This is a genomic window from Variovorax sp. 10L421, from assembly GCF_056395365.1.
Window position 1 is genome coordinate 15,861 of the sequence record NZ_JBFTJJ010000009.1, and the last position, 23,425, is coordinate 39,285.

The window sequence follows — 23,425 nt, forward strand, 5'->3', positions numbered from 1 at the left end:
TCTCCGGTGTTCAGGCTGCACACCCGCCTGTTCATCGCGGGGAATTCTAGGCTGCTGCGCGTTGGCGCGCAAAGGATTGAGTTATCTTTAACGTGGTTTTAATAGCCATGTCCTACGACGCTTGGTGCCATGCAACCCAAGCGTGGAATCCAGCGAGGAAGGCCTGCCGGCGCGACGACCTTCGAAGCCGCGCCGGCGCAGGCCTTTGGCGCCGCCGTGCGCGCGATCCGCACCGAGGATGGCATCGCCCAGGAAACCCTCGCCCATCTCGCCGGCATTGAACGCTCCCACATGGGCAAGATCGAACGCGGCGAGCACATGCCCACGCTCGCTTTGGTTTTCAAGATCGCACGGGCGCTGCAGCGCAGCGCGGGCGAACTGGTACTGGAGGCGGAAGCGCGGCTTCCGAAAGAAGACCAACGAGGCTAACCACTGGCACATACCGGCAAGAAGCGGACGATTTCAATCGCGTCCGGAAGCCGCCAAGCCGCCCCCGGATCCGTGTCTGTTTTGTCGTCAAGATCGGGGGCAACTGATAATGCCAACGAAAAATGACATCCCCCAATCCAGAGCTAGAACAAGCGTGCAAAGACTACGGCCGATACATCCGGGCGATCTTTGAGCCAGCGATGGTCCGGCTGAAAGCCAATATCAACGCCGGGCATGTGGAGTTGCACCAAGTGTTCGGTGCCAACCTGTTTGTTGCACATGCAGTCGATTACATCCAGGCGATCCGCAATGCCGATGGGATCAAGGAAAGCAGAACAGATTTGGTTCGGAAGTTCGATCAAACGTTCAGCGTGAATGGCGCACGCTTCAGCAACCGAAAATTCGAACTCATCGACGCTATCAATAACGCACTCAAGCATATTCGGCTCGATCCAAAGCGGTATCGCCAGCTTGAGCAGCAGTACGGTCCCGTCTCATTTCAGAGCTTAGTTGAGGAGAAGGGCCGTGTCTTGTGCATCCTCGATGGCTACCGGTTTGACTACGCTCGCGTCGTGCTGCGCCCGGCATACCAAGCTCTGGCAGATTGGGATCTCGACGCCGTTGAGGATGTATTGGAGTTCGCCCGCGGCGAGGTGGCTTCGAGTGATTGGACCCACGAAGATGCTCTCATGGCATCAGATGATCCAGCCGATGCCCCCGATCAGATGATCGCTTACTGCAATCCGACTTGTGACGACTGCGGCGAGGGGGAGCCTGACTGCTACTGCGCCGAGTTTGTCTATGAGGGTGAACAGGGACGGTTCGAGTCCAGATTCCAAGCTGACTTCAATTTCGACGAAGTCATGTCACGGATATCGGGCGCCTATCGCAGGGACCGTGACTAGCGCCTCTGGCTCGACGTTCATGCGTTGGGGTCCAAGGTGTCCCAGCGCATGGTGTGCCGGTGAATGGTGCCGCCGCGAATGGGGATGAGCGACTTGCCTGGCTTCATCGCGAAGATCCGTTTTGTCACGGAAGGCCGGACAAGATCCAACCTGAAACTTCTGCCTCGGGCGAACCATCGCCGCGGCGGCGGAAAACTGCTCCGGATCGTTGCGAAACACAAAGGAAGAACATGTCATTCGAAGACAACGGATTTTTGGATCGCGGATCTTGGCCCGCGATCAATGCGAATGCCAAGGACGCTGCCGGCCCATTGATGCGGTGGGTCGAGGAACTGTGCGCATTTGCCTGGCGTCATCAGTTCGACCTGGCCAGCCAGCCCGGGGACACAGTCGCCGAGATGCGCATGTGTCTGTACGCCAAGGTTGTGAGCACCGCGCAGGGCGCGGTCATCCTGCTGCACCTGGGCATGGCTCAGCAAGGCGAGGCGCTGGCTCGGGTCGCACTGGAGGCCATGTTTGCCCTGGGCGCAATTACCAAGGACAACGATGCGGCCAAAAGCCTTGCTGCGGGCTATCACGACTCGCGCATCAAGCGCATCAACAGGGTCCTCGGATCTACCTCGGAGACCCTGAAAGGTTCACTGTCCGAAGTGCGCGCACGCGAAGTGATTGCTGAAAGCCGGGCGGCCATGAAAGAGCTCGATGTGGCATCCAGGAATGTCGAGCAACTCGCCAGGACAGCGGGACTGCACGATCTATACGTGGTGCTGTACTCGAGCCTGAGCGATTCGGTGCATTCGACGGTTCAGGACATGGAGAACCACATCGTCCATCACAACGGCGAAGCGACAGCATTCAGGAACGAACCCGACTTCGAGCGTATCGGCTCTGTCGCTACCATCGTCGCTCAAACGGTGATCGCTGCGCTCGCCATCACAGCACAAGATGTCTCGTCCGAGGCCGTAGCAACGTTCGTCGTGAGCGCACGAGAGAAGCTCCATGAACTGGGCGATTTCAGCCTCGGCAGAACAGGGGCTTCCGACGATCAGTAAAACCGCCGGGACCGGCCACCCTGTCACGGGATTGGGCCAAGTCCTCGCATCTTCCAGCGTCTGAACGGCACCAGAGGCGATTCGGCGCCGAAAGCAACAGGTGCAGCTACGCGACGATGCGTCCGGCCATCCGGGCTTCGCGCGCATAGGCGCCGATGGACTTGTCGGCCTTGAAGTACAGATCCCGCTCCACGACCAGACGCAGCGGTCCGCGCAGCGCCTCCAGCTCAGCCAAGCTCACCCAGCCCAACTCCGGAAAGCCCAGCCCCAGGTCACACAGGCCGTGCAAGCGGTCGTCATCATCGGGATCGACCCCGCACAGCAGCCAGGTCGCCCCTGCGTCTGGCGTGAAGAGCTTGACCACCGGATGCGGATCGAAGTCCGGGTTCTCGATGGACTGCCGGCCGTTGGCCAGCAGTTGCGCACGTTGTTCGTCGGTGATGAGCCTGGTCATGATGTTCTCCTTGAACGGAATCCGGGCGAAATTGCCCGAGACCGCAGGAGGCACGGCGCAGTGCAGCCGTCCAGGTTCAACGACGGCCGCAGGCCGCCAGCGCACGCCGTGCGCGCCGACCTTGACGGCAAGAACACCGTGCGACGATGGAGGTCACAGCAAGCCAGCCCCTTCCCCCAACGTACCGCGCGACACAGGAAAACTGGCGCCATCGCGCCAAAGGCGATAGCGCCAGCAGCGGGGCCTCGCCCCGCCGTGGGCATCAGCCCTTGAGCCGCCGCATCTCCTCGGCCAGCATCCACAGCGCCCGGTTGAGCTTCACGTTCTGGTCGATGCCCTGCACGGGCCGGGTGCGCATCCGGCGACCCGTGGCACCGCGGCCAGATAGCCCACCGTTGACCAGTGATTCTTGGGTCCGGTTAAACGTGGACCACAGATCAGAACGCATGTCGTCCGGGCGCCGGGGTTCCAGCACCTGAGCCTCCGTGATCGGCGCCGGCTTCACCGGATTGGGCTCGTACTTCAGCGCCAGTGCGGCCCGCGCAAAGATCGCCTGCTCAGCCGCATCCAGGGTGATGGCCCGCATGCCATCCCGGCGTTCGCGCACCAGATCGAAACCATCGAGTACCTCGTAGGCACCTTCGATGACACGGTCCACGATCTGGCCCTTGTGATGGACGCGGACATCCGAGAACGTATCGCCGAACACCAGGCCATTGCTGCAGACGTATCGGTACAGACCTGAAATCAATTGATAGCTGCTCGTCCCGTCATGCGAGTTCAGCAGCACGATCTCGTTGGCCTCGGCATCGTTCACCTGGGTCGCATGGCGCATGCGCACCATGTGCTTGGTGAAATCGCGCCGGTCGTCCTGCCGAACCCGCGTCTGGCAGACCATGAACGGCTCGAAGCCCTCCTTGCGCAGCGCGGTCAGCACCTCGCCGGTCGGGATGTACGTGTAGCGGTCGGACCGGCTCGCGTGTTTGTCGACAGCGAAGATCGAAGGCGCGACCGCGCGGATCTGGTCGTCGGTCAGAGGCGAGCTGCTGCGCAGCGACGGGGAATGATGGGCGAAACGGGAAGCGAGTTTCATGATGAATCTCCAAAAGGAAGCCGGGCGGGATTGCCCGAGCCCCTTCGGGGCACGGCGCAGCGCAGCAGTCAAGGTTCGAAGACGGCCGCCCCGGCCGCCAGCGCACGCAGTGCGCGCAGACCTTGACGGCCAGACCGCCGTGGCACGATGGGCTCACCAGCAAGCCAGCCCCACACCCTCCCCTTTCCTGCTTCGGTTATCCGCAAGCGAAGCGCGCAGCGCCGCAGGCGCGAAGGCGTCAGCGATCAGCGCCCGGATGGGTCGAGACGCCCGGCGGCTCGATGCGCAGCACAAGAGCGCGGTCCGGCATCGCCGGAGACGCACGGAATCGCCAAACCTCCAAGCCGCTTCCCATCAAACTCGACGAAGAACAAAACCTTCCTGCACTTCTCTACGACGATCCGTAAAAGCACGAAGGAACAGAATCGGCTTTGCGACGAATGCGCGAAGTCCGGCAGACGCACATGACACGGCCCACAAGGCCAACCACCCATCGAGACCGCAAAGAGGTCGGTGCCGAACACGGCAAAGCGCCCCGCCGAAGCGGGGCGCCGGGGCGGCGATCAGTCGCCCTTGCTGCGCGACCAGATCAGGTTGTGCACGCCGTCCTCGCCTTCGACCAGGCGGGCGTAGATCGTCGCCGGGAACGACGGATCGTCCAGCGTCACCGAGAGGTACGGACGCTCGGCGCGGCTGACCTTTTTCCAGCCTGCGCCGATATCGAATCCACCCGCCGCGACGATGCGGTAGTCCGGTGCGTTCTCGCTGCCCTTGTCGCTGGGCACGATCTTGACTTTCACGTTCAACGTGAGGGTGCGAACCGTGCCGGTGAAGCTGTCGTTCTGTGCGGTGAAAGTGCCGATGTGAGCCATGATTGAAAAGTCCTTCGAGTTTGAACCTGGTTCCGCGCCCATCGCGGCCTTGGCGTGAACCGGACGGCGCGGTGCCGGGCGCGCCGCACCCCACAGCGAAGCGCAGGGGCCGCAGCAGCGCGAAGGACCGGCAGGCCCAGGAAACTTGCCTCGCGAGGAATCCGCGCAGCGGAGGGGAAATTTTCTGGGCAGGCCGGTTGCGGCGAACAAGCCCGAGGCGCACCGAACGCAGAGAGCGTGCGCCGTGCCCGCGCCAGGATTCACGGCAAATACAAGGCCGAGGGAGCGGACCTGTCCTCGCAAAGGACGGGTCGCATGGCCCAGGAACGCCCACCACATGACAGCGCTCCGGCATGGATTCGGCTCCGCCGAATGCCTAGCCGGCTGACCACGAGACAGGCAAAACGCAGCGCCGCACTGACGCGACAGGACAGGGGGAGATAGCAGCTCGAAAGTCAGCATGCATCCGGCCTGTCGGTGAACCGCCGTCGTTCACGGTGATCCCCTCCCGCCAGGATCGAGGACGGCAAGCCAACGCGCAATTGAGCGCGGCAACACCGGACGAACGACCGCGCACCGCCCACAGGCGGGGCGCCATGTCAGAAGTCGCGGGCAGCGCCCGCTGGAATCCAGAAGTTCCAACGCGCGCGGCACACCTGCCGCGCGCGTCTCGCCGATGCAATCGGCCGCAGCGTGAGATAGAGAAAAACCCCGGCCGAAGCCGGGGCGGATGCTCACGCCGTGACGTGCACTTCTTCGAGGTCGTCAACCTCCGAAGCATTCGCTTCGGCATCAGCCCCCGCGTCCTGTGCTGCCGGTACCTCGACGGCAGGCTCCGGCTTCCTGAACATCACCGGCAGCCAACCCGATCCCGCCGCCAGCCGCTCGGCCTCGCTGGCGATCTGCGCCTTCTTGAGCTTGGCGAGCCGGTTCACTTCTCCCGGTGCGAACACCTGCACCGCATCCAGCGCCTTGGCCTTGGATACATGGTCGAAGTAGCCCGCAGCACTGGGCGTCCACCAGTCGTGCATGTCGAGGTTCACGGCCTGCGCCAGCTGGGCAGCGGGAACCTCGCTCTCCTGCGATGCGATGGCCGAGATGGTGAAGCCCACGCACACCGCCAGCAGCGCCAGCAGTTCGCTCTGCGGCATTGCCAGCAGTTCAGTGAACAGGGCCTCCGGGTCACTGGGCAGGCGTGCCGCCCAGGCCTCCCGCACCTCGCGCATGCCCGCCGCCGCCGGAGCCTCGTCCACGTCCGGCGCGTACTGCGTCAGGCGATCCTGCGGAAAAGCCGTGATGTTGACGGGCGTGCCGCCATACCCGTCGAGGATGACCCGGTGTGCCAGTTGATGCACCACAGCCACCAGCGCCACCTGGGGATGCCGGGCCACTTCCGCCTGCAATGCGGCCGTGCGGTGCGCGCTCAGCCGCTTCGCCAGCTTCTCCGAGATACCCTGCTTCGCCGTTTCGGCATTCTCTGCTTCCCCATCGATGTCGCCACTGCCGCCGCTGGTGACGTTCCCCGCCTCCTGCCGCTCCTGCGCACGCAGCGCCTTGGCCTGTTCCTCGCGCAGCAAGCCGCGATGCACCACGACGCCGCCCATGTGATCGACCGACACCACGGCCCCGGCTACCGGCATGACACCGGGAGCGTAGGCCATCAAGGTCTGCTCGATGGCTTCGAGTTCGTTGCCCAGCCGGTTGAGTTCTTCCTGCAGGGCCTGCACGCCATCGTCGGACAGGTCGGCATCCTCGTCATCGAGCTTGTCCTGAAGCTTGTTCTGCTCGGCTTCCAGCTTGGCAATGCGCTTGGCCTCCGCCTTGCCGGGTTCCCGGCGCGTGCGGCGCGCCCGCTGGAAGCCGTGCAGTTCCGCCGCCGTGGCACGTGGTGCGACCTCCACCCAGCCCCAGCCCTCGACGTGCACGGATTCGGCGACAGCCGCCAGCTTGTCCCGCGCCAGCGCATCCAGCAACCGGGCATCAGTCAGGAATACCCCGTTCTGCTCGTCCGAGAACAGATCGCGCCGGACACCCCCGCCCGCTGCCTCGTAGGCCTCCACCCCGACGAAACGCGCCACCGCATCGCGGCTGGCGTCGATCTCTTCGCTCGTCAGGTGATCGCGCAGCGATTCCGGGCTGCGCTGCCATTGCGGGACGTCGTAGAACGCGGCCTCCTGCGCCGCATGGTCGTCGGTGATGGCCAGCGCCATCAACTGCTCCAGCGAAACCGCATCGGCCTGATAGTCGGCAAGCAGCCGGGGCGAGACGTTGGCGAGTCTCAGACGGCGCCGGACCACGAGCGGCGTGACCCCGAAGTCCGCCGCAATGTCTTCCAGCGAACGGCCTTCGGCAGCAAGGGCCTTCCAGGCGAACAGTTCATCCACCGGGGACATGGATTCCCGGTGGACGTTCTCGGTCAGGCTGACGGTGCGCGCCGATGCATCGGGTACCAGCAGGCAAGGCACGGGATGATCCTTGCCGAGCTTGCGGCGCTTGGCCAGCAGCTTCAAAGCCGAGAGCCGTCGCTTGCCTGCGACCACCTCGACATGCTCGCCATCGGGCGATGCGATCACGGTGAGGTTCTGCAGCAGGCCCACGCGGACGATGGACGCCGCCAATTCGGGAATCGCGGTGCCGCCGCTCTTGCGCACATTGCGGTTCGAGGGCCGCAGCCTGGACAGCGCGATCAGATGCAGTTCATACGGCGCGACCACCGGAACGGTGATGGCTTCGACTGTGGCACAGGCAGTACTGGAAGCTGCGGCGACAGCCGCAGAAGCAGCGACTGCGTGCAGGGCATGGATTTCTGGATGGGAAACGGTATTCATGGTCAAACCTCCTGTCCCGCTCGGGGACGTTCAAGACGAAGAAGGAAGAAAACAAAATCTCCGGCGTCGGTTCATGGTTTCGGTGTCTGCATACGCTTGCCTCCTGTGGTTTCAAGCTGACCGGATTCCAAGATTCGGAGCCCGTTGTGGCTTTGGTGGGTTCGGCGCAGAGACCTGGGCCGGGCCCTGTGTGCCGCCGTCTTTCCTGAGTTCATCGCCCGCGAAGAACCGGGCCCGCGAGGGACGGGCCGTCAAGGAGGAAGCGCAGGGTTGGTGCGGCCCGCAGCCGCAGGCGAGGACACGGCCCTGCGCGCCTTGACGGCCAGGCACCGCGGGCTACGGTCGCGGGAGAAAGCGATGGACTTGGGGAAAGACGAACAGCGATCGAAGGGCCAGGGCGTGCGCTGAAACCACCGCCGCGCGGCGAGCGCCCCTGCGTGCCGAAGGCACGCCTTGCTAGAGGAAACCAGAGCGCGCAGCGCGCCATCAGCACGATGCACAGGCCGATCAGGCAAGCCTGTTCGGCAGCCTCCCGGGGCGCCAAGTGCAGCGCGGCGGGGTGGGCCGCAGGTCGACCCCTGGAGTCAGGACACGCGCGCAGCGCGCACGATCAAGAAGAAACGAAGAGGGCCGAAGCCCTCGCTGCCTACATGAGCCCCTTTTCCGCCATGCTCAGGATCTCGCTGCCGCCCACGATCAGATGGTCCAGCACCCGCACATCGATCAAACCCATGACGTTCTTGATCGTGGAGGTCAGCGCCTCGTCGGCGCGCGACGGATCGACTCGAAGCGTCGGATGGTTGTGCACGAGCAGGACCGCCACGGACCCCAGCCGGATCGCATCCTTGACCAGCTCGCGTGGATAGACCGAGGTCTGCGTCACCGTGCCCCGGAACATCTCCACATAGTCCAGCACGGCATGTTCGGCATTGAGGTGGACCACCGCAAAAATCTCGTGTGGAAGCGCTCCGAGCCTCGTCCGCAGGAAGTCCCTGACGACCGCTGGCGACGTCAGCACGTCGGTGCCCCGTACCCGGGCCACCAGCACCCGCTGTGCGGCAGCCAGCACCTCATCGGCCTTGGCCGGCCGGTACTCGCCCGCAACATCGCGAACCAGCAGCGAAGACGAAACGGAAGAAGCGAAGGAATCGAGGGAAGAGAACAGATCGTGCGACATGGCGAACTCCAGTGATCGGGCGGGATTGCCCGAGACCGGAGACCGTCACGCCGCAGCGCAGCTGTCACAGGTTCGAAGACGGCCGCGAGGACGCAAGCGTGCGCAGCACGCGCAGACCTTGATCGCGAGAACGGCGTGCGAGGATGAAGGGAACAGCAAACCAGCCCCACGCACACCGCCCGCCCGCATTGCATTGGCAAGCGCAGCGCGCAGGCCGGCAGCGCCAGCGGCGGCCGAAGGCGTAAGGGATCCAAGCCGGATGGCCGAGACGCATGAGCGGCTCGGGGCGGAGCCCGCAGAGCCCGACGGTGGAACACCGGGACGCGCAATTCAGATCCTCGCGTTCCGTGATCCTGACTTTCACGCTCTTTCATCAAAGGACGCCTGCCGCCTCCCAGATGCGCATCCATGACGATAGAGTGGGCAGCAGAGGAGGAAGTCGAGGGATCATCTTCAGCGACATTCCCGCTGCTTCAACAACCATTAGAGCCATCAGTGGCTAGGGATTTCGCAATGTCAGGCCAGGAGCGCCCCAAAAGAACCGAAAACCGTTCGACTCAGTTGCACGAGGCAGTAGAAAGAGACCTTGACGCGAACTACCACGGGGTGGCAATTGCACACCCGAATCGAACCATTGCGACGTGGTACCTGCTGACGGTGCTCGAGGATTCCTTCCGCGGACTCTTCACGCTCACGGAGGACGAAGATGCGCCGATCGTCGAGTTCCAGGTGGACAGCCAGAAGTACTCTGCCCGCTTCGCCCTCGATCGAATCCGCCAGGAATGCACGGACACATCGAGCGCAGCGATTCCCGTTCGCGTCATTCCCAAGCTGTACATCAAGACCGCGGAACTGCTTCAGGCCGGGGTGGACTTCAAGGCGGCCAATCAGCTTTGCTCGGCCGCACATGCCGGGACCGTGATGTTCACCGACGGTGATCAAGCCATCGATATCGAGTTCGATGACATCCACCACGACAAACGATATGCGGCCCTCGAACTCCTTGGGCACATGCCCCTGGATGTGATCGACCATTCCGCCAACCTCTACGCGTGGGCGCGCAGGGAGGAATTCCGGCCACGCATAGTCGAGGCAATTGCTCGCTCGACGCGAATTTCCGGTCGGAAGGTGGTCTACGGCTACGAGACTGATCTGGCCGTCGCACTCGCCCAGGAGATGATGCAGCCACCGTCCATGGTGCCCGAAGGCTGGCGCTTCCCGTGGGGTGGACGCCACGAGACGTTGCTCCTCATCAACGCGATGTGCGTACGGTGCATGTACCACTGGATCGCGGTCCATTTCGGCGCCGTCCACCATGGTCTGCGCGGCGGCGGCGAAGCCAGTCTGCTGCACATCACCACGATGTCCGGCCTGCTCACCGATCTTGACGAAATGTGCTCTCTCGGTGAAGCAGCGATCCGCAGCTTCGTTCAGTACCTGAGCTACGGGCACGCCATGAAAACCCCAGACCCTGCGCTGCAGCCGATCGTTGCGCTGGGAAACGGCCTGCTGGCAGTTCCCTGCCTGCTCTTTCTGTCGTCGAACTATGAAAGAAACCTGCTCGGCCTCCAGGCTCGCATCGACAGCAACAGGTTCGACAGCATGAGCAAACTGTTCGAGGCGGACATGGTTCGAGATCTGCTGAAGGCGATACAACCCCGATGGCCGCTCGCAAAGGGCAACCTGACCATCCGGGCAGACGGGGGCTTCGAGGAGATCGATCTGCTCGTCGCTGACCCAACCTGCCGGACGATCCTGGTCGGCGAACTGAGATGGATGCTCCAGCCTGGCGATCCGCGCGAGGTACAGAATCGAAAGAAGGCTTGCCGGGAAAAGGTGGGGCAGCTCGCCCGCAAGATGCATTGGCTGCAGCCACGAATAGGTCAGGCCATGAACGCCCTTGGCCTTGATGCCTCCGACTCAGGTGACTGGCGCATCGAAGGGGTTGTCGTTATCAAGACCTTTGGCGGCACGCTCAGCAACAACGCGAGGCTCCCCATCATGACCGAGCGCGTTTTCGCGCAGGGCATGCAGCACGCTTCCTCATTGCGGCAGTTCGCCGACTGGAGCCAATCGCTGTGCTGGCTTCCTCGGGAAGACGTGCATTTTCGCGTCGTCCCGCAGGAAATGCCTCTCAGCGCACTTGGCAAACGCCTGGTGGCCTTCGGCATCGAGAAACTGTGTCCCCTGAGAACCTATGTCGAATTCGTCGATCAATCGCTGGGGGCTTCTGGACATTGATCGCGCGGGGGCAGCCTCAACGGTCGGCCCCAGGCAAGCAGCTCGGCCTCATTGGCGGCCAGCTGTCGCGCAGAGCGGCAGCAAGAGTTCAGCCTGACTGAAGCAGGCAACCAGCGGCGACGAGAACAGCTACGCTCGGATACGACTGAATAGGTTCCCGATAGATAGCGGCACGAACAACATATCGGCATCGTGTCCCGCGCCGCCCTGTCAGCCCTGAGGTAGCGATCCCGTCGGAGCCAATCATGGAACCTCACAACTCAACGACTCGAAACTCAAGCGATAAGCAGGTCGCAAGACCAGACCCTGTGCCCTTTGCTGTCTCAACGATGTCTCGCCGCACGCTGCGCCGAAGTGAGCTCCGTCAGATGGTGCCGCTGGCCGACACGACGATCTATGAGATGGAGCGCCGCGGAGAATTTCCGAAACGATTTAACCTGACGGCGCGTTGCGTTGTCTGGGATCTCGCGGAGGTCGAGGCCTGGCTTGCCGCCCGGCGCATTGCGTCGGAAAACGCGCGGATCCAGCGCGCGCCCTCCCCTGACGTTCATCTGCGGAAAACTCGCCCGGTCAGATCGCCTGCGTCGTGAGGACCCGCATCGACGGGGGCAGCAACGTCGGCGTATGCGGCTTTCCGGCAGCCCAGGCGTCGATCATGTCAGCCCACTCCTGCAGCATGTGCCGCCGCTGCTCCGCGAACTCGGCCTTGTTGTAGATGCCGCGTGAGGAACGGCCATCCTCGTGAGCAAGGCACTTTTCGATCCAGTCGCTGTTGAAACCCAGCTCATTGAGGATGGTTGAGCCCGTGCGCCGCAGGTCGTGCACTGTGAACGGGTCCAGCGGCAATTTACTCGCCTTCGCCCGTTGGACGATCAGCTGCGTTACACGATTGAGTGTGGCGTTGGACATGCACTTGTCGCCGTCGTAGCGCGACGGGATGAGGTAGCGCGATCCTCCGGCGCAGGTGCGAAGCGCCACCATGATATCGAGCGCCTGCTGCGACAGGTAGATGTTGTGTGCCTTGCCCGCCTTCATCCGGTCCTTCGGGATGCTCCAAACAGCGTTCTCGAAGTCCACTTCGTCCCACGTCGCGTGAATCAGCTCGCCCTTGCGTACCAAGGTCAGCAGGATCAAACGCAGGCCGAGCTTGATCGTCGGATAGGACGCCACGTATTCCATCTGCGAAAGCATGATGCGGATCTCGGCGGGCGTCAGTGCACGGTCCTTGGGCACGAAGGTGGCGATGGAAGAAGGCCCCACGTCGTCGGCCGGATTGGGCACCTTCTCCCCGTGCAGGATGGCGAAAGCATAGACCTGCTTCACGATATCGCGGACGTGGACGGCCGTGGCCGGCGCTCCGCGCGCCTTGACTTTGTTGCACAGCTCTCGCAAGTCATCAGCCGTGATCTCCATCAGCAACCGGTTCTCGAAGATGGGCAGGATGTCGCGATCGAGGATGCTTTTGCGCATCGAACGGGTGCTGTCTGCCATGCGCGCACCCGCAGACCACCGGGTGGTGAACTCGCCAAAGGTCTTGGCCTGGGCGATGCGGCGCTTCTGGCGCTGCTTCTCCTGCGAGGGCGACTGCCCCTCCTCCACGGCCCGGCGTGCCTCCATGCAGCGCTCCCTTGCCTTGGCCAGGGACAGGCCAATCGGCCCGTAACGGCCGATGGTGAGCGTCTCACGACGCCCGTTAAGGCGGTAGTCGTAGCGGAAGGTGATGGTGCCGGCGGGTGAAACGGTCACGTACATGCCGTCCCGGTCCGCCACCTTGTACAGGGCGTCCTTCGACTTGAGGTTCTTGAGCGCGGTATCGGTGAGCATGGCGTTCTCCTGGGCGGGAACGCTTTTACCGTCACCCGCGTTTCAGACCACCAACCCTCTGAAAACCCGCATGAATCCTAGCTTTTGCCAGGATTTTTACCGTCAAGGCCTCCATTTGGTTGACGGTAGAAATTTTAGACCATCCGAGCGCCATTTTTCTACCGTCGGATCTACCGTCAATTCGTTCCGTCTGTCAGCAAATGATGCCGATAGTCTCTGAACTGAAATTTATTTAAAATCAACAAGTTACGTCGATTTTTCGATAGTCCGCGATAGCGTCGGAAGCCCTGCGGATCATTCCCACTCGATCGTCGCAGGCGGCTTGCTCGACACGTCGTACGTCACGCGGTTGATGCCACGCACCTCGTTGATGATCCGCCCCGACACCTTCTTGAGCAGCGCGTAGGGCAGCTCTGCCCAGTCGGCGGTCATGAAGTCACTGGTCTGCACGGCGCGAAGCGCCACCACGTAGTCATAGGTGCGGCCGTCGCCCATCACGCCCACGCTCTTCACTGGCAGGAACACGGTAAAAGCCTGGCTCGTGAGGTCGTACCAGGTCTTGCCCGTTTCGGCGTCGGTGAAGTTTCGCAGTTCCTCGATGAAGATCGCGTCGGCGCGGCGCAGCAGGTCGGCGTATTCCTTCTTCACTTCACCGAGGATGCGCACGCCCAAGCCCGGGCCGGGGAACGGATGGCGATACACCATCTCGGGCGGCAGGCCGAGCGCCACGCCGAGTTCGCGCACTTCGTCCTTGAACAGGTCGCGCAGCGGTTCGAGCAGCTTCAGGCCCAACTGCTCGGGCAGGCCGCCCACGTTGTGATGGCTCTTGATGGTGACGGCCTTCTTGCTCTTGGCGCCGCCCGACTCGATGACGTCGGGGTAGATGGTGCCCTGCGCGAGGAAGGTCGCGCCTTTGTGGCCGCCATCGCCGGCCTTGAGCTTGGCGGCTTCCTGTTTGAACACGGTGACGAACTCGCCGCCGATGATCTTGCGCTTGGCTTCGGGGTCGCTCACGCCGGCGAGCTTGCCGAGGAACAGGTCGCTGGCATCCACGCGAATCACCTTCGCATGCAGCTTGCCTTCGAACATCTCCATGACCATGTCGCCCTCGTTCAGGCGCAGAAGGCCGTGGTCGACGAACACGCAGGTGAGCTGGTCGCCGATGGCACGGTGGATCAGCGCAGCGGCCACGCTCGAATCGACGCCGCCTGAGAGGCCAAGGATGACTTCTTCATCGCCCACCTGCTCGCGGATCTTCTCGACCGCTTCAGCGATGTGATCACGCATGACCCAGTCGGGCTTGGCTTCGCAGATGCCGAGCACGAAGCGCTCGATGATCGCCTTGCCCTGCACCGTGTGCGTCACTTCGGGGTGGAACTGCAGCGCGTAGTAGCGGCGCGCCTCGTCGGCCATGCCGGCGATGGGGCAGCTGTCGGTGCTGGCCATGAGCTTGAAGCCCGGAGGCAGTTCGGTGACCTTGTCGCCATGGCTCATCCACACGTTGAGCATGCCGTGGCCTTCGGGCGTGGTGAAGTCCGAGATGTCTTTCAGCAGCGCGGTGTGGCCATGGGCGCGCACGGCCGCAAAGCCGAACTCGCGCTTGTGGCCGCCTTCGACCTTGCCGCCGAGCTGATGCGCCATGGTCTGCATGCCGTAGCAGATGCCGAACACGGGCACGCCGAGGTCGAATACAGCTTGCGGGCACTTGTCGGTGGTTTCTTCGTACACGCTGGCATGGCTGCCCGACAGGATCACGCCCTTGAGATGGCCGTCGGCCGCGTATTCGCGCACCCATTCGTCGGTGACGTCGCAGGGATGCACCTCGCTGAGCACATGGGCTTCGCGCACGCGGCGTGCAATCAGTTGCGTGACTTGCGAGCCGAAGTCGAGGATGAGGATCTTGTCGTGTTGCATGGGCGTTGGGACTCAGAGCGTTGAAATGTCGAACAGCTTCACGCCCGCCTGGGGCGCTGCCTGGATGAGGTGCTCGTCGAAGGTGGCGAGCGGGAGATTGAGCGACTTGGCGAGCCAGAGGTAGCCGGCGTCGTAGAGCGACACGCCAACGTCGATGGCCACGGCGAGCACGGCCTTGTGCTGTGCGGGCGCGAGCTCGTGCAGTTCGACGCGGTGACGGATGGCGTCGAGCACGCTCCACAGCCCTTCGACTGCCGACGTCGGAATGCGGCCGCTGCGCACGCCGTTGGCGAGGATGTTGGCGCACTCCCATTGCCAGGCATTCGGTGCCTGCGGCTCGACCTCGTCGCGGCGGATGGCGGCGTAGAGCTTGCGGGTGTGTTCGCTGGCCATGTCGGGCAGCAGCCAGGCGGAGGTCACCGAGGCGTCCATGACGAAGGCTGTCACGATTGGCGCCCTTCGTCGAGCAATACGCGCAGTGGCAGACCCGGCTGGATGGCGGCGTGCAGCGCATCGATCTGCCCGAGTTCGCGCTCGATCTGCTCGTCGGTGATGACCGGCTTGCGGCGCACCGGCAGCATGCGCACGACTTCCTTGCCGTGGCGGGTGATGCGAACCTCCTCGCCCTTTTCGACCGAGTCGATCAGGGCCGAGAAGTTGTTCTTGGCTTCAGCGATGCCGATGGATTGCATTTGGGCCAGAAAATCTGAATCTGGCCCAAATTCTAAACTCAGTCTGGCCCGATTTTCAAGGTCTGGCCAGAATGAGCTTATTCAGCGCGGTAGTTCGGCGCTTCCTTCGTGATCTGCACGTCATGGACGTGGCTCTCGCGAATGCCGGCCGTGGTGATCTCGACGAACTCGGCCTTGTTCTGCATGTCCGCGATGGTGGCGCAGCCGCAATAGCCCATGCTGGCACGCACGCCGCCGGCCATCTGGTAGACGATGGAGACGATCGAGCCCTTATAGGGCACGCGGCCTTCGATGCCCTCGGGCACCAGCTTGTCGGTGTTCGGGTTGCCGGTGGTCGACTCCTGGAAGTACCGATCGGCACTGCCCTGCTGCATCGCGCCGATGGAGCCCATGCCGCGGTAGCTCTTGTAGCTGCGGCCCTGGTACAGCACGATTTCGCCCGGCGCCTCTTCGGTACCGGCGAACATGCTGCCCATCATCACGGTGCTGGCGCCGGCCGCGATGGCCTTGGCGATGTCGCCCGAGTAGCGCACACCGCCATCGGAGATCAGCGGAATGCCCGTGCCTTGCAGTGCGGTGGCGACGCTGTCGACCGCCATGATCTGCGGCACGCCCACGCCGGCCACGATGCGGGTGGTGCAGATGGAGCCAGGGCCGATGCCGACCTTGACCGCGTCGGCGCCGGCGTCGGCCAGTGCGCGCGCGGCATCGCCGGTGGCGATGTTGCCGCCGATGACGTCGACCTGCGGATAGTTCTTCTTGACCCATCGCACGCGCTCGATCACGCCGGCGCTGTGGCCATGCGCGGTGTCGACCACGATGGCGTCGACGCCGGCCTTCACGAGGGCTTCGACGCGCTCTTCGGTGCCGTCACCCACACCGACCGCCGCGCCCACGCGCAGGCGACCGTTGGCGTCGCGTGCGGCGTTGGGGAAGCTGGTCTGCTTGGTGATGTCCTTGACGGTGATCAGGCCCTTGAGCTCCCAGTCGCCGTTGATGACCAGCAGGCGTTCGAGCTTGTGCTTGTTCAGCAGCGCCTTGGCCTCGGCCAGCGTGGTGCCGTCGGGCACGGTGATGAGCCGGTCGCGCTGCGTCATGATTTCGCTGACGGGCACGTCGTAGCGGTTCTCGAAGCGCAGGTCGCGTCCCGTGACAATGCCGACCACCTTGCCGGCGTCGACCACCGGGAAGCCCGAGATGCCGAGCTGGTCGGACAGCGCCATCACCTGGCGCACCGAGTGCGTCGGCGTGATCACCACGGGGTCGCGCAGCACGCCCGACTCGTAGCGCTTCACGCGGGCCACTTCGGCGGCCTGCTGTTGCGCGGTGAGGTTCTTGTGCACGATCCCGATACCGCCCTCCTGCGCGATGGCGATCGCGAGGCGGGCTTCAGTCACGGTGTCCATGGCCGCCGAGACGAGCGGCAGGTTCAGCGTGATGTTGCGGGAGAATTTGGTGGCGAGAGAGGTGTCCTTGGGCAGGACCTGGGAGAACGCTGGCACCAACAACACGTCGTCGAAGGTGAGCGCTTTGCCGAGAAGGCGCATGGGTGAAGCTCCAAAAGATGGATTGTAACGAGGCCCCCGACCTGTTTGCCGGGCCGGGCTTTTTCGAAGCGTTGCAAAACCACCCACCCCGCATGTTGCAAAAAGTAAGGCCCGGCTAAACTTCAGGGATGAAATTCGTGCACTGGCTGGTACTGGGATGTGTCGTTGCGCTGCCGCTGTCGGCGAGCGCGCAATGGCAATGGGTCGACAAGAACGGCAAGAAGGTCTTCAGCGATCAGGCGCCACCGCCCGATGTGCCGGAGAAGAACATCCTGCGCCGCGTGGGTCCGCCGCCGGTGCCGCGCGCGAATCCCAACGTCGATGCATCGCCCGCCGAAGGCGCGACTGCGGAGGCTGGTGCACCTGCCAAGACGGCGGGCACGCCGAAGCCCACCGGCGTCGACAAGGAACTCGAGGAAAAGACGAAGAAGGCCGAGGCCGAGGAAAAAGCCAAGCGGGCTGCGGAAGAAGCCAAGGTTGCGAAGGCCAAGGCCGACAACTGCGCGCTCGCGCGCCAGGGCAAAGCCACGGTCGACAGCGGCATCCGCATTGCCAAGGTCAATGCGCAGGGCGAGCGCGAGATCATGGACGACGCTGCGCGCGCCGCCGAGCAGAAGCGCCTTCAGACGGTCATCAACAGCGACTGCAAGTAACCGGCGCTCAGTAGCCGGCCTTGCCGCCCTTGCGGCGATTCGCAAACAGGCCTGTGCCCCGAGCACCCTGGCGCTGGAACCGCTCCCGGCGCGCCACCTTGGGGTCCACCTTGAGGGGACGGCACAGCTCGATGCGGTCGCCGTCCTTCAGGGCCTGCTCCCACTCGACCACCCTGCCCCAGATGCCCGGGGTCATGGCGTGCCGCCAATCCAGATCCGGAAAGCGCAGGGAAAGATCGCTGGCCCGGACCGCATCGGCCAGCGTCGTGTCGGGTGCGAGCCGCAGGACCTGCTCGAACACCTCGCGCGCCGCCGGCGAGCAGCTGAGCGTGACCTCGATGATCATCAGGACGAGCCGTAGACCTGCTCGGCGCGCTTGACGAACGCCTCGACCAGGCTGGAGGCGATGGTGTCGAACACCGGCCCCACCAGTGCCTGCAGGGCGAAGTTGCTGAAGCCGTAGCTCATGTGCAGCTCGACGCGGCAGGCGCGCTCGCCTTGCTCGCCCACGGGCACGAACTTCCATTTGCCATCGAGGTTGGAGAATGGCCCGTCGACCAGCTTCAGCTGCACCTCGCGCCCCGGCACGTGCGTGTTGCGGGTCGTGAAGCTCTGGTGCAAACCGGCGAATGCCAGACCGACTTCGGCCGTCATGCCGGCCTCGTCCTGCTCGAGAATGCGGGCCTTGTCGCACCACGGAAGAAACTGCGGATACCTCGCCACATCGGTGACGAGCGCATACATCTCTTCGGCGCTGTACCAGATGAGGACGGACTTGTTGACTGTTTTCATAGAATCGGCACAGCGTGCGCGACGGATTGTATTGAAGCCATGCAGCCCCCACATTCCCGAGTCATGGCCACAAAGAAACAAGACACCTCCTCCCGCATCGCCGACAACAAGAAGGCCGCGTACAACTATTTCTTCGAAGAGCGCTTCGAGGCCGGCATGGTCCTCGAAGGCTGGGAAGTCAAATCGCTGCGCGAAGGCAAGGTGCAGCTCACCGACGGCTACGTGGTGATCCGCAACGGCGAACTGTTCGTCGTCGGCTGCCAGATCAACCCGCTCAAGAGCGCGTCCACCCACGTCAATCCCGATTCGGTCCGCACCAAGAAGCTGCTTCTGAAGAAGGACGAAATCCGTCGCCTGATAGGCAAGGTCGAGCAAAAGGGCTACACGCTGGTGCCGCTCAACCTGCACTGGAAAGCCGGCAAGGTGAAGTGCGAGATCGCGCTCGCCAAGGGCAAGGCCGAGCACGACAAGCGCGACACCATCAAGGACCGCGAAGGCAAGCGCGAGGTCGAGCGCGCGATGAAGAACCGCAGCCGCTGAGTCTTTTCTGCAGGCGCCATCCCCGGCAGGTTGCCGCACGACCCTTTTGCTCGAACTCGCGACCCCGGCCTACCGCAATTTGTCGTGCCGACCGCATAAACTGCCGGCTCGCGCAATCATCTCGCCTGGCCTGTCACCAAGCTTGTTGTCGCGATTTTTCAACTGAAGGAGAAACTGCATGAAATTGCTCAGCGCCTCGATCCTCGCGGCGGCCCTGCTCGCCGGCTGCGGCGGCATGTCCAACAAGACCGCCAGCGCGCCCGACACGCCCACCCGCACCGCTGACGGCGTGCTGGTCGGACCGAACGGGATGACGCTGTACACCTTCGCCAAGGACACCGCGGGCTCCGGCACCTCCGCCTGCAACGCCCAGTGCGCCACCAACTGGCCCCCGCTCGGCGTGGCCGACGCCGCCAAGCCCATCGGCGGCTACACCATCATCATTCGCGAAGACGGCAAGCGCCAGTGGGCCTACAAGGGCTGGCCGCTGTACTACTGGGCGAAGGATGCCAAGCCCGGCGACAAGACCGGCGATGGTGTCCTGAACGGCGCCTGGAAGGTTGCCCGTCCCTGATCCCCTGCGGATCTGACGCAAAAACGCCGGCATCTGCCGGCGTTTTTTTCTGGTTTCGCGGTGTGGAGGAGATCCGAACCGCACGCGGCAGAACCGGCCCCTCAGTGGGCACCCGGCACCGCGGTGTCGGCGATCGTGCTGCGCCGCCCACGCAATGCCAGCAGTTCGTTGAACACCAGCGCGCCGATGACCAGCACCCCGCCGGTCAGCACGCTCGCTGCAGGCCGCTCTCCCGCGCCGATCCAGGCCTGCGCGATGCCGAAGATCACCTCCAGCAAGGCCAGCAACGCGACCTCAGGCGCCTTCAGCACCTGGGCGCACAGAACCGAGAGCACACAGGGAATGGCGAGCTGGAACACGCCCAGGAAAGCCAGCAGCCCGAGATCATGCGCATTGGCCCTGAAGGGCCAGGCGAAGGGCAACGTGAACAGCGCCGAGAGCACCGCACCAATCAGCACGGCAGGTACCAGGTCGATCCTGCGACCCTTGGCTTGCGCGTGTTGAACCACGGTCCAGTTGGTCGCGCCGGCCAAAGGCACGCACAGCGCAACGAGCGTACCGGCCAGTGAACCGCCGCCGCCCTGCAGCAGTTGCGTGCCGTACATCCAGCCGATGCCGGCCCCCGCGACCACGATGGCCAGCCAGGTGCGCGCGGGCAGCCGATGCCCGATGAAAGAGCGCGCCGCCAGCGCAGTGAACAGCGGCCCGAGCGACATCGTGACGAGCACGCTGGCCGTCGAAGCCAGCGTGAGCGCGACCATGAAGGCCGTGAACATCACGGCCCAGCACACGCCGGAGATCCAGAGCTCGCGCCCGGCATGACGCAGCTGCGAGAACACCGCACGCCCCCGCCAAAGCGGCAAGATCACCAGCAGCGCCAGCATCGTGAAGAAGCTGCGCCAGAAGGTGATCTCGAAACTGTGCGCCTGCGCGAGGTGCCGCGTAACGACGCCCGCCGTGCCCCACATCAGGGTCACGACGGCCATCAGCCAGACGGCGCTGCCGTGCGTCAGGCGCATGAAGGGGGCTGCAATCCGAAAGCGATCAGCCCTGCGACGTGTCGCGGCCTGCGCGCTTGCGCTCGTGTTCCTTCAGGTAGCGCTTGCGCAGGCGCACGCTCTTGGGCGTGATTTCGACCAGCTCGTCGTCCTCGATGAATTCCACGCCGTATTCGAGCGTGAGTTCGATCGGAGGCGTGATCTTGATCGCGTCTTCCTTGCCCGAGACGCGGAAGTTCGTCAGCTGCTTGGTACGCGTGGCATTCACCRCCAGGTCGTTGTCGCGGCTGTGGATGCCGACGATCATGCCTTCGTACACCGGGTCGTTCGCCTTCACGAACATGCGGCCGCGATCGTCGAGCTTGCCCAGGGCGTAGGTGAAGATTTCACCGTCGTCCATGGAGATCAGCACGCCGTTCTTGCGGCTGCCGATCTCGCCCTTGTGCGGCTCGTAGCTGTCGAAGATGTTGCTGATGAGGCCCGAACCGCGCGTCAGGTTCAGGAACTCGTTCGTGAAACCGATCAGGCCACGCGCCGGAATGCGGTACTCGAGGCGCACGCGGCCGCGGCCGTCCGGTTCCATGTTGACGAGTTCGCCCTTGCGCTCGCCCAGTGCCTGCATCACGCCGCCCTGATGCTGTTCTTCGATGTCGGCCGTGACCAGCTCGATGGGTTCGTGCTTTTCGCCGTTGACGTTGCGGAACACCACGCGCGGCTTCGACACGGCCATTTCATAGCCTTCGCGACGCATGTTTTCCAGCAGGATGGTCAGGTGCAGTTCGCCGCGGCCCATGACTTCGAAGACGCCCTCTTCGTCGGTCTCGTTCACGCGCAGCGCCACGTTGTGCTGCAGTTCCTTCTGCAGGCGGTCCCAGATCTGGCGGCTGGTGACGTACTTGCCTTCGCGGCCGGCCAGCGGGCTGGTGTTGACGCAGAAATTCATGGTCAGGGTCGGCTCGTCGACCTTGAGCATCGGCAGCGGCGCCGGGTTGGCGGCGTCGGTCACGGTGACGCCGATGCCGATGTCAGCGATGCCGTTGATCAGCACGATCTCGCCGGGGCCGGCTTCTGTCGCCTGCACGCGGTCCAGGCCCTGGAACGTCAGCACCTGGTTGACGCGGCCCTTCACGGCCTTGCCATCCGGACCTTCCATCACGATCACGTCCGTCATCGGCTTCAGCGTGCCCTGGCTGATGCGGCCCACGCCGATGCGGCCGACGAAGGTCGAGAAGTCGAGCGCGGAAATCTGCAGTTGCAGCGGCGCGGCGGGGTCGCCCTTTTGCGACGGCACGTGCTTCAGGATGGTGTTGAACAAGGCCGACATGTCAGGGCCCCACTGCTCGCCCTGTGCGCCTTCTTCCAGCGACGACCAGCCGTTGATGCCCGAGGCGTACACCACGGGGAAGTCCAGCTGCTCGTCGGTTGCGCCGAGCTTGTCGAACAGGTCGAAGGCGGCATTGACCACCTTGTCGGGGTTCGCGCCGGGCTTGTCGACCTTGTTCACCACGAGGATAGGCTTCAGGCCCAGGGCCAGCGCCTTCTTGGTCACGAAGCGCGTCTGCGGCATCGGGCCTTCCTGTGCATCGATCAGCAGCACCACGCCGTCGACCATTGACAGCGCGCGCTCCACTTCACCGCCGAAGTCCGCGTGGCCCGGGGTGTCGACGATGTTGATGTGCGTGCCTTCCCAGGTCACGGCGCAGTTCTTGGCCAGGATCGTGATGCCACGTTCCTTTTCGATGGCATTGTTGTCCATCACCGTGTCGACCACTTTCTCGTGCTCGGCGAAGGTGCCGGACTGGCGCAGCAGTTGGTCGACCATCGTGGTCTTGCCATGGTCCACGTGGGCAATGATGGCGATATTGCGGATTTGGTTGGTACTCATGGTGTCGCTTCGATCTGTTGTGCGTTCAAAAGAATTTGCTGGATTTCGATGGGGTTCAGCAAGCGCCCCGGTATCAGTTCGCCGGCCGTGACGTGGGCCGTGCCGAGGAAGGCAGGTGGCTCGGTGCCGAACACGGCCACCTCCCTCGCATCGGCCCAACTGCCGCGGCGGCGCAGGCCCGAGAGAAAACGTGCCGAATCTTCCGCGCCGAGCGTGACGCGGCTGTGGCCGTCCACCAGAGCTTCGGCAGGCAGGAGCCGTGCCAGTCGCTCTTCTTCGTCCAAGGCTTCGAGCGCCTCGAGCGTGATGCACCGGGCTTCGACGAAGCCGCCAGTGGCGGTGCGGCGCAACGAGGTCAGGTGCGCACCGCAGCCCAGCGCCTCGCCGATGTCTTCGCCGAGGGTGCGGATGTAGGTGCCCTTGCTGACGGCGGCAAGAATGCGGATCGTGTTGTCATCGATGGCGGCGAGTTCGAGCTTGTGTATCACCACGTCGCGCGGCGCGCGCTCGACTTCGATGCCTTCGCGGGCGTACTCGTACAGCGCCTTGCCGTCTTTCTTGAGCGCGCTGTGCATCGGGGGCACCTGGCGGATCGGGCCTGTGAACTGCGCTTCCACGCGCGCCAGGTCTTCCGGCGTGACGTGCACGGGCCGCTCGGCGATCACGTCGCCTTCGGCATCGCCGGTCGCGGTCTTGACGCCCAGACGGGCCGTGGCCGCGTAGGTCTTGTCGGCGTCAAGGTGAAGTTGGCTGAATTTGGTGGCCGCGCCAAAGCACAGCGGCAGGACTCCCGTGGCGAGCGGATCGAGCGTGCCGGTATGGCCCGCCTTTTCGGCGCGCAGCAACCACTTGGCCTTCTGCAAGGCCTGGTTGCTGGAGAGTCCCAGCGGCTTGTCGAGCAACAACACCCCATGCACAGGGCGCCGCTGCACCCGTGTGCGTGGCGCGTTCATGG

Annotated in this window: 23 protein-coding genes; 8 read left to right on the forward strand and 15 right to left on the reverse strand. The window is 63.9% G+C overall.

What is annotated here, in order from left to right; translation table 11 throughout:
• The first annotated feature begins 129 nt into the window (after positions 1–129).
• From AC1DFC_RS13935 to AC1DFC_RS13945, 3 genes are all read left to right on the forward strand, one after another.
• Positions 130–429: a helix-turn-helix domain-containing protein gene (locus tag AC1DFC_RS13935; protein ID WP_478179439.1), complete on the forward strand. Its 300-nt coding sequence runs from the start codon at positions 130–132 to the stop codon at positions 427–429.
• Between the two features lie 122 nt (positions 430–551).
• Positions 552–1,334 carry a hypothetical protein gene (locus tag AC1DFC_RS13940; RefSeq protein WP_478179440.1) on the forward strand — a complete coding sequence of 261 codons (783 nt, stop codon included), beginning with the start codon at positions 552–554 and terminating at the stop codon, positions 1,332–1,334.
• 230 nt (positions 1,335–1,564) lie between these two features.
• On the forward strand, positions 1,565–2,386 hold the full coding sequence (locus AC1DFC_RS13945) for a DUF5677 domain-containing protein (protein ID WP_478179441.1): 822 nt from the start codon (positions 1,565–1,567) through the stop codon (positions 2,384–2,386).
• Between the two features lie 106 nt (positions 2,387–2,492).
• On the opposite strand, the gene AC1DFC_RS13950 is transcribed toward AC1DFC_RS13945, so the two are convergent.
• From AC1DFC_RS13950 to AC1DFC_RS13970, 5 genes are all read right to left on the reverse strand, one after another.
• Complete coding sequence (locus tag AC1DFC_RS13950; RefSeq protein ID WP_478179486.1) at positions 2,493–2,843, reverse strand: DUF2958 domain-containing protein; 351 nt, start codon at positions 2,841–2,843, stop codon at positions 2,493–2,495.
• A gap of 259 nt (positions 2,844–3,102) precedes the next feature.
• Positions 3,103–3,933 (reverse strand): DUF932 domain-containing protein, encoded by an 831-nt coding sequence (locus AC1DFC_RS13955; protein WP_478179442.1) that lies wholly within the window; start codon positions 3,931–3,933, stop codon positions 3,103–3,105.
• A 563-nt stretch (positions 3,934–4,496) separates the two neighbouring features.
• Positions 4,497–4,805 (reverse strand): DUF736 domain-containing protein, encoded by a 309-nt coding sequence (locus tag AC1DFC_RS13960; RefSeq protein ID WP_478179443.1) that lies wholly within the window; start codon positions 4,803–4,805, stop codon positions 4,497–4,499.
• A gap of 734 nt (positions 4,806–5,539) precedes the next feature.
• Complete coding sequence (locus tag AC1DFC_RS13965; protein ID WP_478179487.1) at positions 5,540–7,633, reverse strand: ParB/RepB/Spo0J family partition protein; 2,094 nt, start codon at positions 7,631–7,633, stop codon at positions 5,540–5,542.
• 646 nt (positions 7,634–8,279) lie between these two features.
• On the reverse strand, positions 8,280–8,810 hold the full coding sequence (locus AC1DFC_RS13970) for a JAB domain-containing protein (RefSeq protein ID WP_478179444.1): 531 nt from the start codon (positions 8,808–8,810) through the stop codon (positions 8,280–8,282).
• 513 nt (positions 8,811–9,323) lie between these two features.
• On the opposite strand from AC1DFC_RS13970, the gene AC1DFC_RS13975 reads away from it, so the two are divergent.
• Both AC1DFC_RS13975 and AC1DFC_RS13980 read left to right on the forward strand, forming a co-directional pair.
• A complete protein-coding gene (locus tag AC1DFC_RS13975) occupies positions 9,324–11,051 on the forward strand; it encodes a hypothetical protein (RefSeq protein WP_478179445.1) in 1,728 nt (575 codons plus the stop codon).
• Between the two features lie 329 nt (positions 11,052–11,380).
• The gene (locus tag AC1DFC_RS13980) at positions 11,381–11,641 is read left to right on the forward strand and encodes a helix-turn-helix transcriptional regulator (RefSeq protein WP_478179488.1); all 261 of its coding nucleotides are present in this window, start codon (positions 11,381–11,383) and stop codon (positions 11,639–11,641) included.
• On the opposite strand, the gene AC1DFC_RS13985 is transcribed toward AC1DFC_RS13980, so the two are convergent.
• The 5 genes from AC1DFC_RS13985 to guaB all read right to left on the reverse strand — a co-directional run bounded on the left by AC1DFC_RS13985 (position 11,622) and on the right by guaB (position 17,028).
• Positions 11,622–12,875, reverse strand: coding sequence for a tyrosine-type recombinase/integrase (locus AC1DFC_RS13985; protein WP_478179446.1), 1,254 nt, complete (start codon positions 12,873–12,875; stop codon positions 11,622–11,624). The two genes, AC1DFC_RS13980 and AC1DFC_RS13985, sit on opposite strands and share 20 nt — an antisense overlap.
• A 294-nt stretch (positions 12,876–13,169) precedes the next feature.
• Entirely contained in the window at positions 13,170–14,789 is a 1,620-nt protein-coding gene (gene guaA, locus AC1DFC_RS13990) for a glutamine-hydrolyzing GMP synthase (protein WP_007832237.1), read from the reverse strand.
• A gap of 12 nt (positions 14,790–14,801) precedes the next feature.
• Positions 14,802–15,221: a type II toxin-antitoxin system VapC family toxin gene (locus AC1DFC_RS13995; protein WP_007832239.1), complete on the reverse strand. Its 420-nt coding sequence runs from the start codon at positions 15,219–15,221 to the stop codon at positions 14,802–14,804.
• 11 nt (positions 15,222–15,232) lie between these two features.
• Positions 15,233–15,481, reverse strand: coding sequence for a type II toxin-antitoxin system Phd/YefM family antitoxin (locus tag AC1DFC_RS14000; protein ID WP_007832240.1), 249 nt, complete (start codon positions 15,479–15,481; stop codon positions 15,233–15,235).
• Positions 15,482–15,558: 77 nt separating this feature from the next.
• Entirely contained in the window at positions 15,559–17,028 is a 1,470-nt protein-coding gene (gene guaB, locus AC1DFC_RS14005; protein ID WP_007832241.1) for an IMP dehydrogenase, read from the reverse strand.
• Positions 17,029–17,156: 128 nt separating this feature from the next.
• On the opposite strand from guaB, the gene AC1DFC_RS14010 reads away from it, so the two are divergent.
• A complete protein-coding gene (locus AC1DFC_RS14010; RefSeq protein WP_478179447.1) occupies positions 17,157–17,681 on the forward strand; it encodes a DUF4124 domain-containing protein in 525 nt (174 codons plus the stop codon).
• Between the two features lie 7 nt (positions 17,682–17,688).
• Here the strand turns inward: AC1DFC_RS14010 and AC1DFC_RS14015 are convergent, their stop codons facing one another.
• Positions 17,689–18,027, reverse strand: coding sequence for an RnfH family protein (locus AC1DFC_RS14015; protein WP_413331719.1), 339 nt, complete (start codon positions 18,025–18,027; stop codon positions 17,689–17,691).
• Positions 18,027–18,473 carry a type II toxin-antitoxin system RatA family toxin gene (locus AC1DFC_RS14020; RefSeq protein ID WP_007832245.1) on the reverse strand — a complete coding sequence of 149 codons (447 nt, stop codon included), beginning with the start codon at positions 18,471–18,473 and terminating at the stop codon, positions 18,027–18,029. Before AC1DFC_RS14020 ends, AC1DFC_RS14015 begins: the two co-directional genes overlap by 1 nt.
• A 63-nt stretch (positions 18,474–18,536) precedes the next feature.
• Between AC1DFC_RS14020 and smpB the strand changes: the two genes are divergently transcribed.
• Positions 18,537–19,013, forward strand: a complete 477-nt coding sequence (gene smpB / locus AC1DFC_RS14025) for an SsrA-binding protein SmpB (RefSeq protein WP_007832247.1) — start codon at positions 18,537–18,539, stop codon at positions 19,011–19,013.
• 178 nt (positions 19,014–19,191) lie between these two features.
• Positions 19,192–19,587, forward strand: a complete 396-nt coding sequence (locus AC1DFC_RS14030) for a COG4315 family predicted lipoprotein (protein WP_007832248.1) — start codon at positions 19,192–19,194, stop codon at positions 19,585–19,587.
• 101 nt (positions 19,588–19,688) lie between these two features.
• Here AC1DFC_RS14030 and AC1DFC_RS14035 read toward each other — a convergent pair whose 3' ends face one another.
• From AC1DFC_RS14035 to truB, 3 genes are read right to left on the reverse strand one after another with little or no spacing between them, the layout of a single operon-like run.
• Complete coding sequence (locus AC1DFC_RS14035; protein ID WP_478179448.1) at positions 19,689–20,606, reverse strand: DMT family transporter; 918 nt, start codon at positions 20,604–20,606, stop codon at positions 19,689–19,691.
• Between the two features lie 25 nt (positions 20,607–20,631).
• Positions 20,632–22,470: a translational GTPase TypA gene (typA, locus tag AC1DFC_RS14040; RefSeq protein ID WP_478179449.1), complete on the reverse strand. Its 1,839-nt coding sequence runs from the start codon at positions 22,468–22,470 to the stop codon at positions 20,632–20,634.
• Positions 22,467–23,423, reverse strand: a complete 957-nt coding sequence (gene truB, locus AC1DFC_RS14045; protein ID WP_007832254.1) for a tRNA pseudouridine(55) synthase TruB — start codon at positions 23,421–23,423, stop codon at positions 22,467–22,469. Before truB ends, typA begins: the two co-directional genes overlap by 4 nt.
• Between the last annotated feature and the right edge of the window lie 2 nt (positions 23,424–23,425).

Excerpts from the sequence above, each read along its gene's own strand:
- AC1DFC_RS13945 (WP_478179441.1), top strand. The coding sequence starts at position 1,565 with ATGTCATTCGAAGACAACGGATTTTTGGATCGCGGATCTTGGCCCGCG.
- AC1DFC_RS13960 (WP_478179443.1), bottom strand. The coding sequence starts at position 4,805 with ATGGCTCACATCGGCACTTTCACCGCACAGAACGACAGCTTCACCGGC.
- AC1DFC_RS13970 (WP_478179444.1), bottom strand. The coding sequence starts at position 8,810 with ATGTCGCACGATCTGTTCTCTTCCCTCGATTCCTTCGCTTCTTCCGTT.
- truB (WP_007832254.1), bottom strand. The coding sequence starts at position 23,423 with ATGAACGCGCCACGCACACGGGTGCAGCGGCGCCCTGTGCATGGGGTG.
- AC1DFC_RS13955 (WP_478179442.1), bottom strand. The coding sequence starts at position 3,933 with ATGAAACTCGCTTCCCGTTTCGCCCATCATTCCCCGTCGCTGCGCAGC.
- AC1DFC_RS13995 (WP_007832239.1), bottom strand. The coding sequence starts at position 15,221 with ATGGACGCCTCGGTGACCTCCGCCTGGCTGCTGCCCGACATGGCCAGC.
- AC1DFC_RS13965 (WP_478179487.1), bottom strand. The coding sequence starts at position 7,633 with ATGAATACCGTTTCCCATCCAGAAATCCATGCCCTGCACGCAGTCGCT.
- AC1DFC_RS13985 (WP_478179446.1), bottom strand. The coding sequence starts at position 12,875 with ATGCTCACCGATACCGCGCTCAAGAACCTCAAGTCGAAGGACGCCCTG.
- AC1DFC_RS14010 (WP_478179447.1), top strand. The coding sequence starts at position 17,157 with ATGAAATTCGTGCACTGGCTGGTACTGGGATGTGTCGTTGCGCTGCCG.
- AC1DFC_RS14000 (WP_007832240.1), bottom strand. The coding sequence starts at position 15,481 with ATGCAATCCATCGGCATCGCTGAAGCCAAGAACAACTTCTCGGCCCTG.
- AC1DFC_RS13940 (WP_478179440.1), top strand. The coding sequence starts at position 552 with ATGACATCCCCCAATCCAGAGCTAGAACAAGCGTGCAAAGACTACGGC.
- AC1DFC_RS14015 (WP_413331719.1), bottom strand. The coding sequence starts at position 18,027 with ATGATCATCGAGGTCACGCTCAGCTGCTCGCCGGCGGCGCGCGAGGTG.
- guaB (WP_007832241.1), bottom strand. The coding sequence starts at position 17,028 with ATGCGCCTTCTCGGCAAAGCGCTCACCTTCGACGACGTGTTGTTGGTG.
- AC1DFC_RS13975 (WP_478179445.1), top strand. The coding sequence starts at position 9,324 with ATGTCAGGCCAGGAGCGCCCCAAAAGAACCGAAAACCGTTCGACTCAG.
- AC1DFC_RS13935 (WP_478179439.1), top strand. The coding sequence starts at position 130 with ATGCAACCCAAGCGTGGAATCCAGCGAGGAAGGCCTGCCGGCGCGACG.
- AC1DFC_RS14020 (WP_007832245.1), bottom strand. The coding sequence starts at position 18,473 with ATGAAAACAGTCAACAAGTCCGTCCTCATCTGGTACAGCGCCGAAGAG.
- AC1DFC_RS14035 (WP_478179448.1), bottom strand. The coding sequence starts at position 20,606 with ATGCGCCTGACGCACGGCAGCGCCGTCTGGCTGATGGCCGTCGTGACC.
- AC1DFC_RS14030 (WP_007832248.1), top strand. The coding sequence starts at position 19,192 with ATGAAATTGCTCAGCGCCTCGATCCTCGCGGCGGCCCTGCTCGCCGGC.
- smpB (WP_007832247.1), top strand. The coding sequence starts at position 18,537 with ATGGCCACAAAGAAACAAGACACCTCCTCCCGCATCGCCGACAACAAG.
- AC1DFC_RS13980 (WP_478179488.1), top strand. The coding sequence starts at position 11,381 with ATGTCTCGCCGCACGCTGCGCCGAAGTGAGCTCCGTCAGATGGTGCCG.
- guaA (WP_007832237.1), bottom strand. The coding sequence starts at position 14,789 with ATGCAACACGACAAGATCCTCATCCTCGACTTCGGCTCGCAAGTCACG.